The organism is Streptomyces marinisediminis, assembly GCF_026262575.1.
Lineage (GTDB): Bacteria > Actinomycetota > Actinomycetes > Streptomycetales > Streptomycetaceae > Streptomyces > Streptomyces marinisediminis.
This window is the reverse complement of record NZ_JAPKFL010000017.1, coordinates 65,069-83,184: the sequence shown is the minus strand read 5'-3', so window position 1 is coordinate 83,184 and position 18,116 is coordinate 65,069. Positions and strand designations below refer to the sequence as shown.

General features: G+C 75.2%; 16 protein-coding genes and 1 pseudogene. 3 read left to right on the top strand and 14 right to left on the bottom strand.

Features of this window, described 5'->3' with window-relative positions; translation table 11 throughout:
• Window positions 1–15: 15 nt before the first annotated feature.
• Entirely contained in the window at window positions 16–519 is a 504-nt protein-coding gene (locus OSB71_RS15735; RefSeq protein WP_265948671.1) for a GNAT family N-acetyltransferase, read from the bottom strand.
• 285 nt (window positions 520–804) lie between these two features.
• The gene (locus OSB71_RS15725; RefSeq protein WP_265948727.1) at window positions 805–1,959 is read right to left on the bottom strand and encodes a glycerophosphodiester phosphodiesterase; all 1,155 of its coding nucleotides are present in this window, start codon (window positions 1,957–1,959) and stop codon (window positions 805–807) included.
• Between the two features lie 260 nt (window positions 1,960–2,219).
• On the opposite strand from OSB71_RS15725, the gene OSB71_RS15720 reads away from it, so the two are divergent.
• A complete protein-coding gene (locus OSB71_RS15720; RefSeq protein WP_265948669.1) occupies window positions 2,220–2,906 on the top strand; it encodes a lysophospholipid acyltransferase family protein in 687 nt (228 codons plus the stop codon).
• A gap of 51 nt (window positions 2,907–2,957) precedes the next feature.
• Here the strand turns inward: OSB71_RS15720 and OSB71_RS15715 are convergent, their stop codons facing one another.
• The 4 genes from OSB71_RS15715 to OSB71_RS15700 all read right to left on the bottom strand — a co-directional run bounded on the left by OSB71_RS15715 (window position 2,958) and on the right by OSB71_RS15700 (window position 7,986).
• On the bottom strand, window positions 2,958–4,469 hold the full coding sequence (locus OSB71_RS15715; protein WP_265948667.1) for an MFS transporter: 1,512 nt from the start codon (window positions 4,467–4,469) through the stop codon (window positions 2,958–2,960).
• A complete protein-coding gene (locus OSB71_RS15710) occupies window positions 4,466–5,017 on the bottom strand; it encodes a TetR/AcrR family transcriptional regulator (protein ID WP_265948665.1) in 552 nt (183 codons plus the stop codon). Before OSB71_RS15710 ends, OSB71_RS15715 begins: the two co-directional genes overlap by 4 nt.
• 195 nt (window positions 5,018–5,212) lie before the next feature.
• Complete coding sequence (argH, locus tag OSB71_RS15705; protein ID WP_265948664.1) at window positions 5,213–6,655, bottom strand: argininosuccinate lyase; 1,443 nt, start codon at window positions 6,653–6,655, stop codon at window positions 5,213–5,215.
• Window positions 6,656–6,789: 134 nt separating this feature from the next.
• Window positions 6,790–7,986, bottom strand: a complete 1,197-nt coding sequence (locus OSB71_RS15700; RefSeq protein WP_265948663.1) for an argininosuccinate synthase — start codon at window positions 7,984–7,986, stop codon at window positions 6,790–6,792.
• Window positions 7,987–8,146: 160 nt separating this feature from the next.
• Here OSB71_RS15700 and OSB71_RS15695 point away from each other — a divergent pair, with 160 nt between their 5' ends.
• Complete coding sequence (locus OSB71_RS15695) at window positions 8,147–8,731, top strand: pyridoxamine 5'-phosphate oxidase family protein (protein WP_265948662.1); 585 nt, start codon at window positions 8,147–8,149, stop codon at window positions 8,729–8,731.
• 31 nt (window positions 8,732–8,762) lie between these two features.
• Here OSB71_RS15695 and OSB71_RS15690 read toward each other — a convergent pair whose 3' ends face one another.
• The 8 genes and pseudogenes from OSB71_RS15690 to OSB71_RS15655 all read right to left on the bottom strand — a co-directional run bounded on the left by OSB71_RS15690 (window position 8,763) and on the right by OSB71_RS15655 (window position 17,115).
• Complete coding sequence (locus OSB71_RS15690) at window positions 8,763–9,161, bottom strand: RidA family protein (protein WP_265948661.1); 399 nt, start codon at window positions 9,159–9,161, stop codon at window positions 8,763–8,765.
• Between the two features lie 235 nt (window positions 9,162–9,396).
• Window positions 9,397–9,924 (bottom strand): arginine repressor, encoded by a 528-nt coding sequence (locus OSB71_RS15685; protein WP_265948726.1) that lies wholly within the window; start codon window positions 9,922–9,924, stop codon window positions 9,397–9,399.
• 2 nt (window positions 9,925–9,926) lie between these two features.
• Window positions 9,927–11,129 carry an acetylornithine transaminase gene (locus OSB71_RS15680; protein WP_265948660.1) on the bottom strand — a complete coding sequence of 401 codons (1,203 nt, stop codon included), beginning with the start codon at window positions 11,127–11,129 and terminating at the stop codon, window positions 9,927–9,929.
• A complete protein-coding gene (gene argB / locus OSB71_RS15675) occupies window positions 11,126–12,043 on the bottom strand; it encodes an acetylglutamate kinase (protein WP_265948659.1) in 918 nt (305 codons plus the stop codon). The genes OSB71_RS15680 and argB overlap by 4 nt, the downstream gene beginning before the upstream one ends.
• 5 nt (window positions 12,044–12,048) lie before the next feature.
• The gene (gene argJ / locus OSB71_RS15670) at window positions 12,049–13,200 is read right to left on the bottom strand and encodes a bifunctional glutamate N-acetyltransferase/amino-acid acetyltransferase ArgJ (protein WP_265948658.1); all 1,152 of its coding nucleotides are present in this window, start codon (window positions 13,198–13,200) and stop codon (window positions 12,049–12,051) included.
• An 82-nt stretch (window positions 13,201–13,282) separates the two neighbouring features.
• A complete protein-coding gene (argC, locus tag OSB71_RS15665) occupies window positions 13,283–14,311 on the bottom strand; it encodes an N-acetyl-gamma-glutamyl-phosphate reductase (RefSeq protein ID WP_265948657.1) in 1,029 nt (342 codons plus the stop codon).
• A 906-nt stretch (window positions 14,312–15,217) separates the two neighbouring features.
• A pseudogene (locus tag OSB71_RS15660) lies at window positions 15,218–15,622 on the bottom strand (GNAT family N-acetyltransferase); the annotation flags it as partial.
• Between the two features lie 41 nt (window positions 15,623–15,663).
• Entirely contained in the window at window positions 15,664–17,115 is a 1,452-nt protein-coding gene (locus tag OSB71_RS15655) for an aminotransferase-like domain-containing protein (protein WP_265948656.1), read from the bottom strand.
• On the opposite strand from OSB71_RS15655, the gene OSB71_RS15650 reads away from it, so the two are divergent.
• Window positions 17,114–18,082, top strand: coding sequence for a DMT family transporter (locus OSB71_RS15650; protein WP_265948655.1), 969 nt, complete (start codon window positions 17,114–17,116; stop codon window positions 18,080–18,082). The genes OSB71_RS15655 and OSB71_RS15650 overlap by 2 nt on opposite strands.
• Window positions 18,083–18,116: the final 34 nt, after the last annotated feature.

Sequence of the window (18,116 nt, the reverse complement as noted above, 5' to 3'; positions counted from 1 at the left end):
CCGGGGCGGCTGGCGTCACGCGCTCTGGGCGTACGCCTCGGCGACGGCCGCCTTCTCCAGCGTGATGACGCTCAGCTTGGGCGAGACGCGCTCGGTGCCGGAGGCGACGTAGCCGCAGCGCCGGTACAGCCGCAGGTTGCCCTCGCTGCGGTGGCCGGTGCACAGCCGGAACCGCTGGGCGCCCTGCTCCTGGGCCAGCCGCGTCTCCAGGGCGGCCAGCAGCCGCCCGCCGAGCCCGTGCCGCTGCAGCCGGGGGTGGACGACGAGCTTGTTGATGTGCCCGGTGCCGGCGGCGTCGACCTGGCCGCGCACCGAGCCGACGACCTCCTCGCCGAGCCGGGCCACCAGCACGCAGCCGCCCTCGAGTTCGGCGCGCAGGGCGTCCAGCGTCTGGGTCAGCGGCTCGATGCTCCAGTCCCGGTACAGCTCCGCCTCGCTCTGGTAGCACAGGTACTGGAGCTTGAGGATCTGCTCGGTGTCCTGCCCGGTCGCCGCAGAGATGGTCACGCTCATGCCCATGTGCGCACGCCTCTTTCTGGTGTCTCACGTCCGGCGCGGCAGCGGGTGAGGGTCGCGCGGCCGGACTGGCTGCCCTGGTGACGCCGGTTGTCTTACGCACCCTTCCCTACGGGGCAGCATTCCAACCTCCGCCGACAGCATTCTGCGCACAGATCGCAGGCGACGGGAACGCGTCGGCCCCGAACTCCGCTGTGAGATTCCCGACCCGCCTGCGATTCCGCGGTGGGTGGGCGGTGCGGAGCGCGGGGCCGTCCGGGTGAACAGGCGTCGTCAGGCGGACCCCGTTCAGCCGGCGCGGTGGTCGGCGGCGGCCAGCAGCGCGGTGTCGGGCTGGTCCGTGAAGATGCCGTCGATACCGGTGGCGAAGTAGGCGCGCAGCGCGCCGAAGGCGTCCCCGTAGGCGGCCGGGTCGGTGCCGCGCCGGAACTCGGCCGGCAGGAAGGCGTTCTCGTTGCGCAGGGTGTAGGGGTGCAGCACCAGGCCGCGCTGGTGCGCGTCGCGCACGAGCGAGGTGGGCTCGCCCAGGCTGCCGTCGGCGCGCTTGGGCACGACGAGGTCGAGCGTGGGCCCGATGCCCTGGGCGTAGGAGGCGATCCAGTCCAGACCCGCGGGGGTGACCAGGTCGGCCACGGTGCGCGGGTCGCCGGACTCCACGAAGTCCCACGGGCGGGAGGCGGCCGAGGACAGCAGCACCACGCCGGGGGTGTCGACGAGGCGGGCCATGCGCTGGATGCTGCTCGGTTCGAAGGACTGCACGAACACCGGCGCGTTCCGGCGGTGCAGGCGGTGGGCGCGCAGGTGGCGGGCCAGGCGCTCCTCCAGGCCCAGCCCCAGGCCGCGGAAGTAGCTGGGGTGCTTGGTCTCCACGTGCAGCCACACCGTCCGACCCCGGCGGCGGCCCTCCGCACGGGCCCAGTCCAGCACCTCGGCGAAGGTGGGCACCTGCCAGCGGCCGTCGTAGAGCGTGTTCTCCTGGCGCTGGTCCGGGATGCGCTCGACGGCCCGCAGCCGCTTCAGCTCCGCGAGGGTGAAGTCCTCGGTGAACCAGCCGGTGATGTCGCGGCCGTCCACCGTCTTGGTGGTCCTGCGGGCGGCGAACTCCGGGTGCTCGGCGACGTCCGTGGTGCCGCCGATCTCGTTCTCGTGGCGGCACACCAGGTGGCCGTCCCGGGTGGGCACCAGGTCCTGTTCGATGACGTCGGCGCCCATGTCGAGGGCCAGCTCGTAGGCGCCCATGGTGTGCTCGGGCCGGTAGCCGCTGGCGCCGCGGTGCGCGATGACCGCGGGGACCGGCAGCTTCCCCGGCCCCCGGCCGCGCCCGGGCCCCGCTTCGGGCCGCGCCTGGGCGGTACCGGCCGCGCCGAGCGTCATCGCGCCGGCCGCTCCCAGCACCGTCGCGCCGAGCACGGCCCGGCGTCCGGGGCGCTGCTGGTGTGCCATGGGCTCCATGGACCTCTCCTCTCCTGCCGCCGCCCGCGCGTGCGGGCGGGCGGCGGTGCCTGACGGATCGACGGCCCGCAGCGTAGGCGCGCCCGGCTGTCCGGCGGGAGACGGCCCGCGGAACACGGCGCGAACACCACCGCCCCGCCCCGCCCCGGGGCGCCGACGCGGTTACCCCCGCGTACGCGGGTACGCGAGCGCGGGTATCGTCGGTTCCGGCGCACGCCGCGCCGATCACACACCACGGAGGCTGAATCCCAGTGAGGGGCCGTTTCCTTCTCATCAAGGCCGTACTGGGCCCGCTGCTCCGCCTGCTGCTGCGGCCGCGGATCGAGGGCGCCGACCGCATCCCCGGCGAGGGCCCGGTGATCCTGGCCGGCAACCACCTCACCTTCATCGACTCGATGGTGCTGCCGGTCGTCACCGACCGGCAGGTGTTCTTCATCGGCAAGGACGAGTACGTCACCGGCACGACGCTCAAGGGGCGGCTGATGGCGTGGTTCTTCACCGGCGTCGGCATGATCCCGGTCGCCCGGGACGGCGGGCGCGGCGGCGTCGCCGCGCTGATGACCGGGCGCCGGGTGCTGGAGGAGGGCAAGGTCTTCGGCATCTACCCCGAGGGCACCCGCTCCCCGGACGGGCGGCTCTACCGGGGCCGCACCGGCATCGCCCGGCTGGCGCTGATGACCGGGGCGCCGGTGGTGCCGTTCGCGATGATCGGCACCGACCAGGTGCAGCCCGGCGGCCGGGGGCTGCCCCGCTTCGGCGGCGGCCGACGCGTCGCCGTCCGGTTCGGTGAGCCGCTGGACTTCTCCCGCTACGAGGGCATGGACCGCGACCGCTACGTGCTGCGCGCGGTGACCGACGAGGTGATGAGCGAGGTCATGCGGCTCTCGGGCCAGGAGTACGTCGACATGTACGCCACGAAGGCCAAGGAAGCGGCCTGAGGGCGAGCGCCCCGGAACCGGCGGCCCGCCCGGCGGGCCGCCCCGGGCGGGTCAGACCTCCTCCGGGACGTCGGACAGGCGCTGGTGGCGCAGCAGGTGCCAGGCGGCCACCGCGGCGGTCAGCAGGACGGCCGCGCCGACCCCGGCCGCCGAGCGCAGCCCGGCGGTGAAGTCGCTCTGCGCCGCGGCGAGCAGCGGGTCGCCCAGCTCCGCCGGGAGCCTGGCCGCCGCGTCGACGGCGCCGCCCAGCGAGGCGTGGGCGTCCCGGGCCACGGCGTCGGGCACGCCCTCGGGGACGGCGAAGCCCCGGTAGATCCCGGTGACGATGGAGCCCAGCAGCGCGATGCCGAGCGCGGCCCCGAGTTCGTAGGCCGTCTCGGAGACGGCCGAGGCCGACCCGGCCTGTTCCCGCGGCACGCTGGAGAGGATGACGTCGGCCGTCACGGTGAAGGAGAGCCCGGCGCCGAGGCCGACGACGAGCAGCACCGGTCCGAGCAGCCAGTAGTCGGTGTACTGGTCGAGCCACAGGCAGGCGCCCAGAGCCAGGCCCACGGCGGCCAGGCCGCCGGAGACGGACGCGCGCACCGAGGTGCGCCGGGCGACGGTCCCGGCCAGCAGGCCGGCGGCGACCGCGCCGATCGCCGCGGGCAGCTCCGCGACACCGGCCTGGAGCGGGCTGCGTCCCTGCACCATCTGGAGGAACTGGGAGAGGAAGAAGATCAGCCCGGACAGCCCCAGGATGGTGAGCAGGTCGGCCAGCACCGCGCCGGAGAAGCCCCGGCTGCGGAACAGCCGCATGTCCAGCAGCGGGTGGGGCAGGCGCAGTTGCCGCCGCACGAACGCGGACAGGCACAGCGCGCCCAGGGCGCCGGCGAGGTAGACGTCCCAGCGCGACCCGTGCGCGGCGGCCTCCTTCACCGCGTAGACGACGCCGACGATGCCGGCCATCGACAGCAGCACGCTGGGCACGTCCCACGGGCCGGGGGCCGGGTTCTTCGACTCCGGCAGCACCCGGGCGCCGACCAGGACGAGCACGGCCATCACCGGCAGGTTGATCAGGAAGACCGACCCCCACCAGAAGTGCTCCAGCAGGAAGCCGCCGGCCACGGGGCCCACGGCCGCCCCCGCCGAGGCCATCGCGCCCCAGATGCCGACGGCCAGGCTGCGCTCGCGCGGGTCGTGGAAGAGGTTGCGGATCAGCGCGAGCGTGGCCGGCATCAGCGTCGCGCCGGCCACCCCGAGCAGCGCGCGCCACACGATCATCGCCTCGGCGCTGTGGGCGTAGGCGTTGAGCACGGAGACGGCGCCGAAGACGGTGGCGCCGACCAGCAGCAGCCGCTTGCGACCCACCCGGTCCCCGAGGCTGCCCATGGACACCAGCAGCCCGGCGATGACGAAGGAGTAGACGTCCCCGATCCACAGGAGCTGGGTGCTGGAGGGGGCCAGGTCCTCGCTGAGAAAGGGCATCGCCAGGCCCAGCACGGTGGCGTCGATGCCGACCAGGAGCACGGCGAGGACGAGCACGGCGAGCGCCACCCAGCGGCTCGCGCCGGGCGCGCTCACGCCGTCCGCCGTTCCAGGACGCCGCCGAGCAGCACCTCGGCGACCATGCGGGGGGCCTCCCGCGGCGCCATCCGGCCGTCCTGCACGGACCAGCCGGAGGCGACGACGAGGGCGTGGAGGGCGTCGGTCAGCCAGTGGGCGGACAGGTCGCGGCGGAAGGCGCCCCGCTCCTGGCCCCGGCGGATCAGCGCGCCCACGCGCTCCTCGATGCGGGCCCAGCCGGGGTCGGGCGTGCCGGGCTCGTAGAGCTGGTTCTCGCCGTAGAGGAACGCCAGGAACCCGGCGACCGGCGTCGCCTGGGCCACCAGCCGCCGCAGGGCCTGCGCCGGGTCCCCCTCCTCGATCCGCGCGGCGTCGAGCCCGTCCTCGATCTGGCGCACGGCCAGTTCCGCGAGCGCGAAGACCAGCGCCTCGCGCCCGGCGAAGTGCCGGTGCAGCGTCGCCCGGCTGATCCCGGCGGCCCGCGCGATGTCGTCCATGGACGCCGTCGCCTTGCGCGAGAGCAGTTCGGCCGCCGCCTTCAGCACCTGGCCCCTGTGCACTGTCATGAGACGACGGTACTTCATATGAGACACATATGTCTCACGACAGTGCGGCACGTGCCCGGTGATCCGGACGGCGGGGGGTGGCGGGCGGCGAACAGCCGACGGCCGACGACAGCCGGCAGCGGGCCGAGGACAGCCGGCTGCGGACGGGCGGCGGACGGGCGGCGGCGGTCCACCGTGCCCGGGCCGCCGGGTGGCTCAGCTCTTCGCGTCCGCCCACTCCCGCTGCCTCGCCAGGTCGGCCTTCACCTCGGCGAGCTGCTCCGCGACCGCGCTGGGCGCCGTGCCGCCCCGGCCGTCGCGCGCCGCGAGCGCGCCGGGCACGTTCAGCACGCCGCGCACCTCGGGCGTCAGGTGCGGGGAGATGGCGGCGAACTGCTCGTCCGTCAGCTCCTCCAGCTCGATCCCCGTGCGCTCGCACTCCTTGACGCACTCCCCCGCCACCTCGTGCGCCACGCGGAACGGCACGCCCCGCTTGACCAGCCACTCGGCCACGTCGGTGGCCAGCGAGAACCCGGCCGGGGCCAGCTCCGCCATGCGCTCGCGGTGGACGGTGAGGGTCGCCAGCATCCCGGTGAACGCGGGCAGCAGGACCTCAAGCTGGTCACAGGAGTCGAAGACCGGCTCCTTGTCCTCCTGGAGATCGCGGTTGTAGGCGAGCGGCAGCGCCTTGAGGGTGGCCAGCAGGCCCGTCAGGTTGCCGATGAGCCGCCCGGACTTGCCGCGCGCCAGCTCGGCGATGTCGGGGTTCTTCTTCTGCGGCATGATCGAGGAGCCGGTGGAGAACGCGTCGTGCAGCGTGACGAAGGAGAACTCCTTGGTGTTCCACAGGATGATCTCCTCGGCGATGCGGGAGAGGTCGACGCCGATCATCGCGGTGACGAAGGCGAACTCCGCGGCGAAGTCGCGCGCGGCGGTGCCGTCGATGGAGTTGGCGGCCGAACCGCGTTCGAAGCCGAGGTCGGCGGCGACGGCGCGCGGGTCCAGGCCGAGCGAGGAGCCGGCGAGCGCGCCCGAGCCGTAGGGCGAGACGGCGGTGCGCTCGTCCCACTGGCGCAGCCGCTCCGCGTCCCGGCCGAGCGCCTGGACGTGGGCGAGCACGTGGTGGGCGAAGAGCACCGGCTGGGCGTGCTGGAGGTGGGTGCGGCCGGGCATCGCGACGTCCGGGTGGGCCTCGGCGAGCGCGGTCAGGGCCTCCTGCAGATCGGCGAGGAGGCCGCCGATGACGCGGGCGTGGTCCCGCAGGTACATCCGGAAGAGCGTGGCCACCTGGTCGTTGCGCGAGCGGCCGGCGCGCAGCTTGCCGCCGAGGTCGGGCCCGAGCCGCTCCAGCAGGCCGCGCTCCAGCGCGGTGTGCACGTCCTCGTCGGCGAGGGTGCCGGTGAAGCTGCCGCCGGCCACGTCGGCTTCGAGCCGGTCGAGCCCGGCGAGCATGCGTTCCAGCTCCTCGGCCGTCAGCAGACCGGCGCGGTGCAGCACCCGGGCGTGGGCCCGCGAGCCGGCGATGTCGTAGGGGGCCAGCCGCCAGTCGAAGTGGACGGAGGCGCTCAGGCGGGCCAGGGCCGCCGCGGGGCCGTCGGCGAACCGGCCGCCCCACAGCCGCACGTCGGGGGTCGCGCCCTGCTCCGCGCCGTTGCTCATCTGTGTCCTGCTCCTCGGGTGCGTGGCGTGCTGGCGGCGGCCGGTGCTCCGGCCGTGCGGTGTGCGACCGCCGCCCCGCCCACGGCAGCGGGGCGGGACGGCGGCGGTGGTGCCCGGACGGGCCCGAGCGCAGGTTACTGCGCCTGGTCCCGCTTGGCGGCGATCTTGCTGGACATGCCGAAGATCTCGATGAAGCCCTTGGACAGCGACTGGTCGAAGGTGTCGCCGCTGTCGTAGGTGGCCAGGTTGAAGTCGTACAGGGAGGACTCCGAGCGCCGGCCGGTGACGACGGCCCGGCCGCCGTGCAGCGTCATCCGGATGTCGCCGCTGACGTGCGCGTTGGCCTCGTTGACGAAGCCGTCCAGGGCGCGCTTGAGCGGGGAGAACCACAGGCCGTCGTAGACCAGCTCGCCCCAGCGCTGCTCGACCTGCCGCTTGTAGCGCGCCAGCTCCCGCTCGACGGTGACGTTCTCCAGCTCCTGGTGCGCGGTGATCAGCGCGAGGGCGCCCGGGGCCTCGTAGACCTCGCGGGACTTGATGCCCACCAGCCGGTCCTCGACCATGTCGATCCGGCCGACGCCCTGGGCCCCGGCCCGCTCGTTGAGCTGCTGGATCGCCTGGAGGACGGTGACGGGCTTGCCGTCGAGGGCGACCGGCACGCCCTCCTTGAAGGTGATGACCACCTCGTCGGCCGCGCGCTGGGTGGCCGGGTTCTCGGTGTACTCGTAGACGTCCTCGATGGGGGCGTTCCAGATGTCCTCCAGGAAGCCGGTCTCCACGGCCCGCCCGAAGACGTTCTGGTCGATCGAGTACGGGGACTTCTTCGTCGTCGCGATCGGGAGGTTCTTCTCCTCGCAGAAGGCGATGGCCTTGTCCCGGGTCATCGCGTAGTCCCGCACGGGGGCGATGCACCGCAGGTCGGGGGCGAGGGAGGCGATGCCCGCCTCGAACCGCACCTGGTCGTTGCCCTTGCCGGTGCAGCCGTGCGCCACGGTGCTCGCCCCGTGCTTGCGGGCGGCGGCCACCAGGTGCTTGACGATCACCGGCCGGGAGAGCGCGGAGACCAGCGGGTAGCGGTCCATGTAGAGGGCGTTGGCCTTCAGCGCGGGGAGGCAGTACTCGTCGGCGAACTCCTCCTTGGCGTCCGCGACCTCGGCCTCGACGGCACCGCAGGCGAGCGCGCGCTTGCGGATGACGTCCAGGTCCTCTCCGCCCTGGCCGACGTCCACGGCGACGGCGACGACCTCGGCCCCGGTCTCCTCGGCGATCCAGCCGATGCAGACGGAGGTGTCCAGGCCGCCGGAGTAGGCGAGTACGACGCGCTCGGTCACGGGGGTCTCCTTACGATCCATACGGCGACAGGTATAAGTATGCATCCCGGCGCATGGTTCGTCAAAGCGGCTCCGCCGCGCTCGGCCCGGACCCGGCCCGCCGTTCCCACCGTGCGGACGCGCGAGCGCCCCGCGCGCCCCCGCGGGGATGATGGAGGGCATGGGGAAAACACACGAGGGCATCACCGGTCGGCTGCGGAGCTTCATCGAGGAGCAGCCGGTCTTCTTCACCGCGACGGCGCCGCTGGCCGCGGACGGCACCGTCAACCTCTCGCCCAAGGGCCTGCGCGGCTCACTGGCCGTGCTGGACGAACGCACCGTCGCCTACCTGGACTTCGCCGGCAGCAACGCGGAGACCATCGCCCACCTGCGGGAGAACGGGCGCATCACGCTCATGTGGTGCGCGTTCGCCGGACCGCCGAACATCGTGCGCGTGCACGGGCGCGGCGAGCCGGTGTTCCGCGACGACGCGCGCTTCACCGGGCTGCTGGCGCACTTCCCCGGCATCGACGGCTCCCGGCACGGGCTGCGCGCGGTCGTCGTCGTCACCGCCGAGCTGATCCGCGACACCTGCGGATACGCGGTGCCGTTCATGTCCTACGAGGCCGACCGGCCCCTGCACGCGTCCCGCTTCGCGCGCGAGGACGACGCGAGCCTGGACGCCTACTTCCGCGGCAAGGAGCACGTCGGAACGAGCCTCGACGGCCTGCCCGGCCTGCCCCTGCCGCTGCCGCCGACCCCGTGAGCGGCCGGCGGCCCGGGGCGGGGCGCGGCCGTCAGGGCACGGTGGCCACGGCGGTGATCTCCACCAGTTGCCCGGGGTAGCCCAGCCGGGCCACGCCCAGCAGCGTGGAGGCGTGCGGCCCCACCGACAGCCCGGAGGCGCGCACCTCGTCCCACACGGCCTCCAGGTCCTCGTCCCGCTCGGCCACCACGTACACCTCGGTGGTCACGACGTGCTCCAGCCCGCTGTCCGCCGCGCGCAGCGCGGTGTCCAGGTTCGCCAGCACCTGGCGGGTCTGCGCCGCGTGGTCGCCGGCGCCCACGAGGTCGCCGTGTCGGTCCAGTGGCACGCTCCCGGCGCTGAAGACGAGCCGCTCCCCGGCTTCGACGACCGCCGCGTGGGCGTAACCGGGGGGCGGGAAGAGCGCGGGGGCGGTCAGGCGACGGGGCATGGCGCGGCTCCAGGGGCGCGTCGGGGCGATGGCGCCACGATTCTCACAGCCGTCCGGCCCGCCGGTCACCCGGTTTTCCGCCGCCGGCCCGAAGGCGGCGGCCCGAAGGCGCCGATCCCAAGGCGCCGATCCCAAGGCGGCGATCCCAAGGCGGCGGCCCCAAGGCGGAGTCCGGGAACGGCGACGGGGTGCCGACCCGGGGACGGGGGCGGGGCCGGCCGCCCGGGGCGGCGGGTCAGCGGTTGCGCTGGGCCAGGCGCATCAGGTGGTCGGCCAGGGCCTGGCCGCCCTCCGGCGCCCGGCTGATCAGCAGCAGCGTGTCGTCCCCGGCGATGGTGCCGATGATCTCGTGCACGCCCGCCTGGTCGATGGCCGAGGCGAAGAACTGCGCGGCCCCCGGGGGCGTCCGCAGCACGACGAGGTTCGCGGACGCCTCCGCCGAGATCATCAGCTCGCCGGCGAGCCGTGCCATGCGCGCCTCGCTCGCCGACTCCCCCAGCGGCGCCCGCGGGGTGCGGTCGCCCCCCTCCCCCGGCACGGCGTAGATCAGCTCCCCTCCGGTGTTGCGGATCTTCACCGCCCCCAGCTCGTCGAGGTCGCGGGAGAGGGTGGCCTGGGTGACGGACAGGCCGTCGTCCGCGAGGAGCTTGGCGAGCTGGCTCTGCGAGCGCACCGGCTGCCGGCCCAGGATGTCCACGATCCGGCGGTGCCGGGCCGTCCGCGTCTGCGGGACGGACTGCCCGTTCGGCTGCTCCTCACGCATCGTCACGCTCCGACTCGTCGGGACGGGGCCGCGGGGTCGGCCGCGTCCAGGACCGCCGGGAACGCGCGGAGCAGGGCGTCCACCTCGGGGTCGCCGACGACCAGCGGTGGCGCCAGCCGGATGACGTCCGGGGCCACCGCGTTCACCAGCAGACCCGCGTCCTGGGCCGCCTGCTGCACCTGGGCGGCGACCGGTTCGGTGAGCACGATACCCAGGAGCAGTCCGGCGCCGCGGACGCGGTCGATCAGCGGATGGCCCAGCGCCCACAGGCCGTCGCGCAGCCGGGCGCCGATCCGCTGGACGTGGTCGAGCAGACCGTCGGCCGCGATGGTCTCCAGCACGGCCAGGCCCGCCGCGCAGGCCACCGGGTTGCCGCCGAAGGTGGAGCCGTGCTGGCCCGGCGTGAGCAGTGCGGCCGCGTGGCCGAACGCGAGCGTCGCGCCGATGGGCAGACCGCCGCCGAGGCCCTTGGCCAGGGTGATGACGTCCGGCTCGACGCCCTGTGCCCGGCACGCGAACCAGTGGCCCGTGCGCCCGATGCCGGTCTGGATCTCGTCGACCACCAGCAGCGTGCCGGTGGCCCGGGTGATCTCGCGGGCCGCGGCGAGGTAGCCCTCCGGGGCCACGACCACGCCGTTCTCCCCCTGCACCGGCTCGACGACGAACAGCGCCGTCCGCTCGGTGACGGCCGCCCGGAGCGCCTCCACGTCGCCGTAGGGCACGTGGGTGACCTCGCCCGGCAGCGGCCGGAAGGGGTCCTGCTTCTTCGGCTGCCCGGTGAGGGCGAGCGCTCCCAGGGTGCGGCCGTGGAAGCCGCCGTGGGTGGCGACCATGTGGGTGCGCCCGGTGCGGCGGCCGATCTTCACCGCGGCCTCCACGGCCTCCGCGCCGGAGTTGCCGAAGTAGACCGCGCCCGGCCGCCCGGCCAGCTCCAGCAGCCGTTCGGCGAGCGCGACGGGGGGCTGCGCGACGAAGAGGTTGGAGACGTGCGCGAGCGTGGCCACCTGCTCGGAGACGGCCCGCACGACGGCCGGGTGGCCGGTGCCCAGCGCGTTGACCGCGATGCCGCCGACGAAGTCCAGGTACTGCGTGCCGTCCGCGTCCCACAGGCGGACGCCCTCGCCGCGGACGAGCGGCACCCGGGGGGTGCCGTAGGTGTCCATCACCGCGCCCCGCCACCGCCGGGTCAGTTCCTCGTTGCTCACGCCCGTTCCCCCTCGTCGTCGCTCTCGGTCTCGTCCGGCACGACCATCGTGCCGATTCCCTCGTCGGTGAAGATCTCCAGCAGGATGGAGTGCTGCACCCGGCCGTCGATGACGCGCGCGGTGCGCACGCCGCCGCGCACCGCGTGCAGGCAGCCCTCCATTTTGGGCACCATGCCGCTGGCCAGGCCGGGCAGCAGCTTCTCCAGTTCGCTGACGGTCAGCCGGCTGATGACGTCGTCGCTGCGCGGCCAGTCCGCGTACAGGCCTTCGACGTCGGTGAGGACCATCAGCGTCTCGGCGCCCAGCGCGGCGGCCAGCGCGGCGGCGGCGGTGTCGGCGTTGACGTTGTAGACGTGGTGGTCGTCGGCGCTGCGGGCGATGGAGGAGACGACCGGGATGCGGCCGTCGTCCAGCAGGGCGCGCACCGCGCCGGTCTCGATGGCGGTGACGTCGCCGACGCGGCCGATGTCCACCCGCTCGCCGTCCACCTCGGCCCAGCGCTTGGTGGCCGTCATGAGGTGGGCGTCCTCGCCGGTCAGGCCGACGGCGAGCGCGCCGTGCCGGTTGAGCAGCCCGACGAGTTCGCGCTGCACCTGCCCGGCGAGCACCATGCGCACCACCTCCATCGTCTCCGGGGTGGTGACGCGCAGCCCGGCCTTGAACTCCGAGGCCAGCCCCAGCCGGTCGAGCTGGGCACTGATCTGCGGGCCGCCGCCGTGCACGACGACCGGGCGCAGCCCGGCGTGCCGCAGGAAGACGACGTCCTGCGCGAAGGCGGCCTTCAGCGCGTCGTCGACCATTGCGTTGCCGCCGAACTTGATGACGACCGTCTTGCCGTGGTGGCGGGTGAGCCAGGGCAGCGCCTCGATCAGCGTGCGCGCCTTGGGCAGAGCGGTGTGCTTTCGCGTGGTCATGACCCTCAGGAGGAGTAGGCGCTGTTCTCGTGGACGTAGTCGGCGGTCAGGTCGTTGGTCCACAGGACGGCCGCGTGCGGACCCGCGGCGAGGTCGGCGGTGATGCGGACCTCGCGGTAGCGCATGTCCACCAGGGCGCGGTCCTCGCCTACGGAGCCGTTCTTGCACACCCACACGCCGTTGATGGCCACGTTGAGCTGGTCGGGCGCGAAGGCCGCCGACGTCGTGCCGATGGCCGACAGCACCCGGCCCCAGTTGGCGTCCTCGCCGTGGACGGCGCACTTGAGCAGGTTGTTGCGGGCGATGGAGCGGCCCACCTCCACGGCGTCGTCCTCGCTCGCGGCGTTCACGACCTCGATCCGGATGTCCTTGGACGCGCCCTCGGCGTCGCGGACCAACTGGCGGGCCAGGTCGGCGCAGACGGCGTGGACGGTCTCGGCGAACTCCCCGGCGTCCGGAGTGCGGCCGGAGGCGCCCGAGGCCAGGAGCAGCACGGTGTCGTTGGTCGACAGGCAGCCGTCGGAGTCCACCCGCTCGAAGGTCGTGCGGGTGGCCTCGCGCAGCACGGCGTCGAGCTGCCCGGCGGGCACGTCGGCGTCGGTGGTGAGCACCACCAGCATGGTGGCCAGCGACGGCGCGAGCATGCCCGCGCCCTTGGCCATGCCGCCGACGACGTACCCGGAGCCCTCGGCGACCGCCGTCTTGTGCACGGTGTCGGTCGTCCTGATGGCGATCGCGGCCTTCTCGCCGCCGTGCGCGCACAGCGCGCCGGCCGCCTGGTCGATGCCGGGCAGCAGCCTGTCCATGGGCAGCCGCACGCCGATCAGCCCGGTCGAGGCCACGGCCACCTCCGCCGCGCTGTGCCCCAGCACCTCGGCGGCCCGCTCCGCGGTGGCGTGGGTGTCCTGGAAGCCCAGCGGGCCGGTGCAGGCGTTGGCGCCGCCGGAGTTGAGCACGACCGCGGAAACCCGCCCCCCGGAGAGGACCTGCTGCGACCACAGCACGGGCGCCGCCTTGATCCGGTTGCGGGTGAAGACCCCCGCGGCCGCCTGGCACGGCCCGGTGTTGACCACCAGGGCCAGGTCCGGCGCACCGCCGTCCTTGATCCCGGCCGCGACACCCGCCGCCGTGAACCCCTTCGCCGCCGTCACGCTCACTGCCTGTCTCCGTTCGCTCCTGCGCCCGCGCCCCGTGGCGCGGCCGTCGTCGTCCGCGCCGCGTCCCGCGCGGGTGCGCGCCTCACGGCGCCACTCCGGTGGTGGGCAGCCCCAGCTCCTCGGGGAGCCCGAGGGCGATGTTCATGCTCTGCACCGCGCCGCCCGCGGTGCCCTTGGTGAGGTTGTCGATGGCGCTGACGGCGACGACACGCCCCGCGTCCTCGTCCAGCGCCACCTGCACGTGCGCGGTGTTGGCACCGTGCACGTGGGCGGTGGCGGGCCACTGCCCGGGCGGCAGCAGGCGGACGAACGGCTCGTCGGCGAACGCCTTGCCGTACGCCTCGCGCAGCGCCCGGGCGTCCCCCGGGGGCCGGACCTTCGCCGAACAGGTGGCGAGGATGCCGCGGGACATGGGGGCGAGGGTGGGCGTGAAGGAGACGGTGACCGGCTCCTCGGCCACCGCGCTGAGGTTCTGCGCCATCTCCGGGGTGTGCCGGTGCACGCCGCCGACGCCGTAGGGGCTCATCGAGCCCAGCACCTCGCTGCCCAGCAGGTGCGGCTTGAGCGCCCGGCCCGCGCCCGAGGTGCCGGTGGCGGCGACGATCACAGCCTCCGGCTCGGCGAGTCCGGCCGCGTAGGCGGGGAACAGCGCGAGCGAGACGGCCGTCGGGTAACACCCGGGGACCGCGACGCGCCGGGACCCCCGCAGCGCGTCCCGGGCCCCGGGCAGCTCGGGCAGGCCGTAGGGCCAGGTGCCGGCGTGCGGGGTGGCGTAGAATCGGGCCCACGCCTCGGCGTCGGCCAGGCGGAAGTCGGCGCCGCAGTCCACCACGAGCACGTCGTCCCCCAGCTCCGCGGCCACGGCGGCGGACTGCCCGTGCGGGAGCGCGAGGAAGACCACGTCGTGCCCGGCCAGCGCCTCGACACCGGTCGGCTCCAGCACCCGGTCGGCCAGCGGCGCGAGCTGCGGCTGCACCTCCCCCAGCGGGCGCCCGGCGTTGGAGTTCGCCGTCAGCGCCCCCACGCGCACCTCGGGATGGCCGAGCAGCAGCCGGAGCACCTCCCCGCCCGCATACCCACTGGCCCCGGCCACCGCCACGCTTACCGCCATCGCTCCTCCTCCTCGATGGCATGACTATACGAAGCAACACAGTTTTATGCAACGCCGTTTTCCGCCGGCCCCGGCGGTGCGCTGCGGGAGGCGGCGCGGGAACGGCGTGGACGCGCCGCGCGGAGGGCACGTCGGCGTCGTCGCCCTAGCGAGGCGGAGCCGGGCGGCCCGGACGCCGTGCGGGCACGGCGGCGGGGAGGCGGTCCAGGCCGCACGGACGCGGCGCGGACTCACCACGCACGCGGCGCGGCGCCGGCACGGACGCGGAACGCGCCCAGGGGCCAGGGCGCGGCCAGGCCACGGACATCGCGCGGCGGACGCGGCCCGGGGGCGGGCGGGCAGGTGCCCGGAGCGGGTCGTGCCCCTGGGGCGGCGGTCGCCGCCCCAGGGGCACGGTGGTCGGTCGGTTCAGTCTGTGGGTTCGCCCGGTTCGCCCTCGGACTCGTAGTCCTCGGCCTCGCGGCGCTCCTGCTCCGCCGCCAGCCGCTGCGCCTCCTCCAGATCGGGTGCCTCGGTCTGCGGGGGCAGGTCGGGCGTCAGCGGCGGTTCCTCCTGTGCACTCATGCCCGTGCGGGTACCCGGAAGGGCGCGGTTGAAGACCGCCGCCGCGCCCCGGAACGCCGGCCCGTCGACGAGCGCCGGTGCCCGACGCGGCCGGTGAGGTCGCCGGGTGGGCGGGGCGGCGGGCGGCGCGCACGGCGGCCGGTGCCGTCGCGCACCCGGTCGCCGTCGGACCGGGGACCGGCCGTCGTCTCGTCGTCGAGCCGGGCGTCGAGCCGGGAAGCGCTCCGGGCGGCGCCGGACCAGCGCGCGGTGGGCGGCGCGCGGTGGGCGGTGCGCGGTCGTAGGGTCGCGCCCGCGGCCGTCCGCCACCGCCGGGCACCCCCGCGGGTCAGGGGCGACGCGCGCCATGTAGTGCTCGGGGGCGTCCAGCGGTGTGAAGCCGACCTTGGCGTAGACGCCGTGCGCGTCGTGCGTGGCGAGCATGACGCGGCGCGGCCCGTCGGGGCCCAGCTCCGCGCAGACGGCTTCGACCAGGCGGGTGCCCAGCCCGCTCCCGCGCACCGGCGGCGCCACATAGACGTCGCAGAGCCAGGCGAAGGTGGCGCGGTCGGTGATGACGCGGGCGTAGGCCACCTGCGCCCCGTCGGCGACGGCGTAGACGCCGAAGTTCAGCGACCCGGCGATGGCCCGCTCCTGCTGCTCCCTGCTGCGGCCCAGTGCCCAGTAGGTGTCGCGGGACAGCCAGCGGTGCACCAGCGCGGTGTCCAGGCGGGCGGGGTCGCTGGATATCTCGTAGCCGTCGAGCATGCGGTGCAGCGTGGCACCCCCGGGGCCGCGGCGGCAAGCGGTCACCGCGGCGGGGGCGGGCAGGCCTCGCGCAGTCGCTCGATGCCCTCGGTCAGCTCGGCGACGCTCGCCGGGGCGGCCAGGGAGAGCCGCAGGTACGGGGCGGGCGGCTCGGCGGCGAAGTACGGGCGCCCGGGCGCGACGGCGACCCCGGCCCGGAGCGCGGCGGCCGTGACGGCCGTCTCGTCGCTGCCGGCCGGCAGCCGCAGCCAGAGCTGGAATCCCCCGCGCGGGACGTGCGCGGGCACCAGGTGCGGCAGCCACTCGGCCAGGGCCGCCAGGGCGGCGGTGCGGCGGGCGCGCAGCTCGGCGCCGATCGCGCGTAGGTGGCGCGGCCAGGCGGGGGCTCCGACGAGTTCGAGCGCGGCCTCCTGGAGCGGGCGCGGCACGAAGAAGTTGTCGACGATCTGGATGGCGCGCAGCCGTTCCAGCACCGGCCCCCGCGCGGCGACGGCGCCCACCCGCAGGCTGGGCGAGGCGGCCTTGGTCAGCGACCGCAGGTGGACGACGACCCCGTCGGGGTCCTCGGCGGCGAGCGCGGGCGGTAGCGGGCCGCAGTCCTCGTGCGCCAGGTGCCGGGCGTAGTCGTCCTCGACGACGAAGGCGCCGGCCTCCCGGGCCGCGGCGAGCACGGCGGCCCGTCGCTGCCCGCCCAGGACGGACCCGGTGGGGTTCTGGAACAGCGGCTGGCACACGAACACCCGGGCGCCGCTGGCGTGGAACGCGTCGGCCAGCAGGTCGGGGCGCACCCCGTCGGCGTCGCCCGGCACGGGCACGGGGCGCAGCCCGGAGGCCCGGGCGACGGCCAGCAGGCCCGGGTAGGTGGGCGACTCCACCAGCACGGGCGCCCCGGGCGGGGCGAGGGCGCGCAGGGCGGTGGTGATGGCGCTCTGCCCGCCTCCGGTGATCAGCACGTCGGCGCCCGTGCGCGTGCCGCCGGGGCCGCTGATCTCGCGGGCGAACCAGGTGCGCAGCTCCGGCATGCCCTCCAGGGGCGGGAGCCGCCAGGCGCCGGGGCGCCGTCCGGCGCGGGCGAGCGCGGCGGCCAGGGCCCGGTCGGGGCGCAGGGCGGCGGGCAGGTAGCCGCCGTGCAGGGCGATGACCCCGGGCCCGGGCGGGCTGAGCGTGGCCAGGAGCCCGGTGGCGTCGACGGTCCGGGGCACCTGGTCCGCGGCGGGTTCGGCGCTCAGCGACACCTCCTGCCAGGAGGTGTCACCCCGCGCTCCGGCCGGGCCGGACGCCGGGGGCGCGGCCCGGAAGGCCCCGGCCCCGGGGCGGGTGACCACCAGGCCCTCGGCGGCCAGGGCGGCCAGGGCGCGGCTGACGGTGACCGGACTGACCCGGAAGCGCTCCACCAGGGCCCGACTCGACGGCAGGCGCTCCCCCACCGGGTAGCGATCCAGCTCCTTGCGCAGACTCCCTGCGACTTCCGCGACACTGCTACTGTGGACCATGAAAGTACACGGTAGCGCTACCGACACCGCGGCGATAGCGGTCCCCCGCACCGCACCGCCGTCGAGGCCGCGGCGCCCCTCGGGCGCCCTCCGCGGCAGCGGCCTGGCCGTCCTGGGCGTGACGGCGTTCTCCCTGACCTTCCCCGCCACCGCCTGGGCGCTTGAGGGGCTGGGCCCGTGGCTGGTCACCGCGAGCAGGACCGCGCTGGCCGGGGCGCTCGCCCTGGCCTGCCTGCTGGCGTGGCGGGCCCCGCTGCCCGCGCGCCGCCACTGGCCGGGGCTGGCCGTGGTGGCCGTCGGCGTCGTCGTCGGGTTCCCCCTGCTGACCACGCTGGCGCTGCGCACCACCACCACCGCGCACGCCGCGGTCGTCGTCGGCCTGCTGCCGCTGACGACGGCCGCCTACGGCGCCTGGCGGCAGCGGGCGCGGTACCGCTGGCCGTTCTGGACGGCGGCGGTGGCCGGGGCCGCGGTGGCGGTCGGCTTCGCCCTGCGGGACGGGGGCGGCGGACTCACCGGAGCCGACGGCTACCTGTTCGCCGCGCTCGTCGTCTGCGCCGCCGGGTACGCGGAGGGCGGGCGGCTGGCGCGGGAGCTGCCCGGCTCGCACGTCATCGGCTGGGCGCTGGTGCTGTGCCTGCCACTGGCCGTCCCGGGCGCGGCGCTGGCCCTGGCCCTGGAGCCCGCGCGGCTCACCTGGCACGCCGCGGTCGGCCTCACCTGGCTCGTGGTGGGCTCGCAGTGGCTCGGGCTCATCGTGTGGTACCGGGGCATGGGGGTCATCGGCGTGGGGCGGGCGAGCCAGTTCCAGCTCGCCCAGCCCCTGCTGACGCTGGTGTGGGCGGTGCTGCTGCTGGGCGAGGAACCCGGCCCGCTGGCCCCCGTCGCGGCGGTGGCCGTGCTGGCGTGCATCGTCGTCACCCAGCGGTCCGCCGCACACCGCGCTGGGCGCGGGCATCGCGCCTAGACTGGACGTTCAGCGACACTGAGGGACGAACCGG